Source organism: Streptomyces sp. NPDC004542 (assembly GCF_040610035.1).
GTDB lineage: Bacteria > Actinomycetota > Actinomycetes > Streptomycetales > Streptomycetaceae > Streptomyces.
On record NZ_JBEXLP010000180.1, the window covers coordinates 1 to 4229 of the forward strand.

General features: G+C 71.7%; 4 protein-coding genes. All 4 read left to right on the top strand.

Going from position 1 to position 4229, the window contains the following annotated elements; genetic code table 11:
* A partial coding sequence (locus ABZX30_RS37735; protein WP_355942862.1) for an adenosylcobinamide-GDP ribazoletransferase occupies window positions 1-222 on the top strand: 222 nt, incomplete at its 5' end.
* Between the two features lie 334 nt (window positions 223-556).
* Window positions 557-2104, top strand: a complete 1548-nt coding sequence (locus ABZX30_RS37740) for a leucyl aminopeptidase (protein WP_355942865.1) — start codon at window positions 557-559, stop codon at window positions 2102-2104.
* A gap of 338 nt (window positions 2105-2442) precedes the next feature.
* On the top strand, window positions 2443-3831 hold the full coding sequence (lpdA, locus tag ABZX30_RS37745; protein ID WP_355942868.1) for a dihydrolipoyl dehydrogenase: 1389 nt from the start codon (window positions 2443-2445) through the stop codon (window positions 3829-3831).
* Window positions 3832-3902: 71 nt separating this feature from the next.
* Window positions 3903-4229 (top strand): biotin/lipoyl-containing protein (locus tag ABZX30_RS37750; protein ID WP_355942871.1); only part of this gene is annotated, 327 nt, incomplete at its 3' end.

The window sequence follows — 4229 nt, forward strand, 5'->3', positions numbered from 1 at the left end:
GTCGCGGCCGGGGTGGTGGCGGCGGCCGCGGCGGGGGGTGCCTGCCTCGGCGCGTACGACGCCGTCCGTGCCGCCGTCGCCGTGGTGGCCGCCGTGGCGGTCGCCGAACTCCTGCTGCGCCACTGCACGCGCCGCTTCGGCGGGGTCACCGGCGATGTGTTCGGGGGGCTCGCGGAGACCGCGGCGACCACGGCGCTGGTGGTCCTCTGCCTGGGCGGCTGAGGAGCGAGCGTGGGGCGGGTGTGGTGAACCCGGGGAGGTCCGGTGGAGTCATGCGAAGCGGCGAGCCGGCCACCCACCGCAGGGCGACGCGTGCGGCCCGTCCCGCCGGGCGGGAAGGGCGGGAAGTGGCCATGGCGCCACGGGCAGGTGAACGACCGCAGGAATGAGCGAACACGGCGACGCGCGTAGGCTCGTCCCGGGTGTTCGCCGACAGAGTGAAGGCCCCGGTCGAAACGCGCCACCCGGCCGGATCTAGGGTGGTCGCTTTCCGGGCCCGGTCGACCCACCCGCATCGGCCAACGAAACTTCACATCGGAAGCGAGATTTCACCACCGTGACTGCTCTCACTCTCAGCACCGCCGCGGCACCCGGCCTCCGGGCCGACGCGATCGTGATCGGTGTCGCCAAGGGCGCCGCGCCGAAGTCCGGGAACCTCGTCGTCGCGCCGGGCGCCGAGGCCGTGGACAAGGCGTACGACGGCAGGCTCGCCGGCGTGCTGGAGACCCTCGGTGCCTCGGGTGCCGAGGGCGAACTGACGAAGCTGCCCGCCCCGGCCGGTTTCAAGGCACCGCTCGTCGTGGCGGTGGGCCTGGGGACGGAGCCGGCCAAGGACGACCGGTACGACGCCGAGACGCTGCGCCGGGCCGCCGGCGTGGCCGCCCGTGCCCTCGGCGGGGCCAAGAAGGCCGCCTTCGCACTGCCCGTCGGCGACAGCGGCGACATCGGCGCGATCGCGGAGGGCGTGCTGCTCGGCGCGTACTCCTTCGACGCGTACAAGGGGAACGGCAAGGACGACCGCTCCGCGGGGGCGAAGGACGGCAAGGGCCCGCTCGCCGAGGCCGCGCTGCTCGGCGGCAAGCCGCGGGACGCGGCCCACAAGGGCGCCGTGGCGCGTGCCACCGCCGTCGCCGAGGAGCTCAACCGCGCCCGTGACCTGATCAACATGCCGCCGAACGACCTCACCCCCCAGGCGTTCGCCCAGGTCGCGCAGACCGCGGCCAAGGAGCACGGCCTCAAGGTGCAGGTGCTCGACGAGAAGGCCCTCGCCCGGGGCGGCTACGGCGGCATCCTGGGCGTCGGCGGCGGCTCGGCGGCCACGCCCCGCCTGGTGAAGCTGTCGTACACGAACTCCAAGGCGAAGAAGCACCTGGCCCTCGTCGGCAAGGGCATCACCTACGACTCGGGCGGCATCTCGCTCAAGCCCGCCGGTCACAACGAGACGATGAAGTGCGACATGAGCGGTGCCGCCGCCGTGTTCGCCGCCGTCGTCGCCGCCGCCCGGCTGGGCCTGGAGGTCAACGTCACCGGCTGGCTGGCGCTCGCCGAGAACATGCCGTCGGGCACCGCGGTCCGCCCGGGCGACGTGCTGCGCATGTACAGCGGCAAGACCGTCGAGGTCCTGAACACCGACGCCGAGGGCCGCCTGGTCCTCGCCGACGCGCTGTGGGCGGCCTCGCTGGAGAAGCCGGACGCGATCGTCGACGTGGCGACGCTGACCGGTGCGATGGTGCTGGCGCTGGGCAACCGTACCTTCGGCGTCATGGCCAACGACGACGCGTTCCGCACGGCGATCGTCGAGGCCGCCGAGGAGGTCGGCGAGGAGTCCTGGCCGATGCCGCTGCCGGAGCACCTGCGCAAGGGCATGGACTCCCCCACCGCCGACATCGCCAACATGGGCGAGCGGATGGGCGGTGGCCTGGTCGCCGGTCTCTTCCTGCGCGAGTTCGTCGGCGAGGGCATCACCTGGGCCCACCTCGACATCGCCGGCCCGGCCTTCAACGAGCAGGGCCCCTTCGGCTACACGCCCAAGGGCGGCACGGGCTCGGGTGTGCGGACGCTGGTGCGGCTCGCCGAGCTGGCGGCCGTGGGGGAGTTGGGCTGAGTTCGCGTCACAGCCCGGTCCGGTCCGCCCGAGGGCGGCTCGGCCTCGTGAGGCTCCGTCGCGTGAGGCTGATCGCGCCCACGCGGCGGAGCCGCATGCCGACACGGCCCCGCGCCGCTGAGGGCTCCGCCCCCTGAGGGGCCGCGCGGCCCCGTTCACGTCTGAACGTGGGACGTCTCACACACCGGCCCCGCGTCTCGAACCCGAGCGACAAGTGCGAAGATGGGGCTCGGCAGGACAGGGCCCCCACCACAGGGCCGAAGAAAGAGCGGCCGGACACCAGCCGCCGCCCGGTCAACGCTGACCGGCGTACGGCGCACATGCATGGAGGACGTGACGTGGCGAACGACGCCAGCACCGTTTTCGACCTAGTGATCCTCGGCGGTGGTAGCGGTGGTTACGCCGCGGCCCTGCGCGGGGCGCAGCTGGGTCTGGACGTCGCCCTGATCGAGAAGGACAAGGTCGGCGGTACCTGCCTGCACCGGGGTTGCATCCCCACCAAGGCCCTGCTGCACGCGGGCGAGATCGCCGACCAGGCCCGCGAGAGCGAGCAGTTCGGCGTCAAGGCCACCTTCGAGGGCATCGACGTACCGGCCGTCCACAAGTACAAGGACGGTGTGATCGCGGGCCTTTACAAGGGTCTGCAGGGTCTGATCGCCTCCCGCAAGGTGACCTACATCGAGGGTGAGGGCCGCCTGTCCTCCCCGACTTCCGTCGACGTCAACGGCCAGCGCGTGCAGGGCCGTCACGTGCTGCTGGCGACCGGCTCCGTGCCGAAGTCGCTGCCGGGCCTGGAGATCGACGGCAACCGGATCATCTCCTCCGACCACGCCCTCGTCCTGGACCGCGTGCCCAAGTCCGCGATCATCCTGGGCGGCGGTGTCATCGGCGTCGAGTTCGCCTCGGCGTGGAAGTCCTTCGGTGCGGACGTCACGGTCATCGAGGGCCTGAAGCACCTCGTCCCGGTCGAGGACGAGAACTCCTCCAAGCTTCTTGAGCGCGCCTTCCGCAAGCGCGGCATCAAGTTCAACCTCGGCACGTTCTTCCAGAAGGCCGAGTACACCCAGGACGGTGTCAAGGTCACCCTCGCCGACGGCAAGGAGTTCGAGGCGGAGTACCTCCTCGTCGCCGTCGGCCGCGGCCCGGTCTCGCAGGGTCTGGGCTACGAGGAGCAGGGCGTCGCGATGGACCGCGGCTACGTCCTGGTCGACGAGTACATGCGGACGAACGTCCCGACCGTCTCCGCCGTCGGTGACCTGGTCCCGACGCTCCAGCTCGCGCACGTCGGCTTCGCCGAGGGCATCCTGGTGGCGGAGCGTCTGGCCGGTCTCAAGGTCGTCCCGATCGACTACGACGGCGTCCCGCGGGTGACGTACTGCCACCCCGAGGTCGCCTCCGTCGGCATCACCGAGGCCAAGGCCAAGGAGATCTACGGTGCGGACAAGGTCGTCGCTCTGAAGTACAACCTGGCGGGCAACGGCAAGAGCAAGATCCTGAACACCGCGGGCGAGATCAAGCTCGTCCAGGTGAAGGACGGCGCCGTGGTCGGCGTCCACATGGTCGGCGACCGCATGGGCGAGCAGGTCGGCGAGGCCCAGCTGATCTACAACTGGGAGGCGCTGCCGGCCGAGGTGGCCCAGCTCATCCACGCCCACCCGACGCAGAACGAGGCGATGGGCGAGGCGCACCTGGCGCTCGCCGGCAAGCCCCTGCACTCGCACGACTGACCGACCCTCGGTCGAAGTACGTCGTACGCGACGACACAGACTTCCGCAATTCGTTAGGAGCAACCGAAACCATGGCGGTTTCCGTAACCCTTCCGGCGCTCGGCGAGAGCGTCACCGAGGGCACTGTCACCCGCTGGCTGAAGGCCGAGGGTGAACGCGTCGAGGCCGACGAGCCGCTGCTCGAGGTCTCCACGGACAAGGTCGACACCGAGATCCCGGCGCCCGCCTCCGGTGTGCTGGCCTCCATCAAGGTCGCCGAGGACGAGACCGTCGAGGTCGGCGCCGAGCTGGCCGTCATCGACGACGGCACGGGCGCGCCCGCCGCCGCTCCGGCCCCGGCCGCCGAGGCCGCGGAGGCCGCCCCGGCCGCCGAGCCGGCGCCGACCCCCACGGCCGCC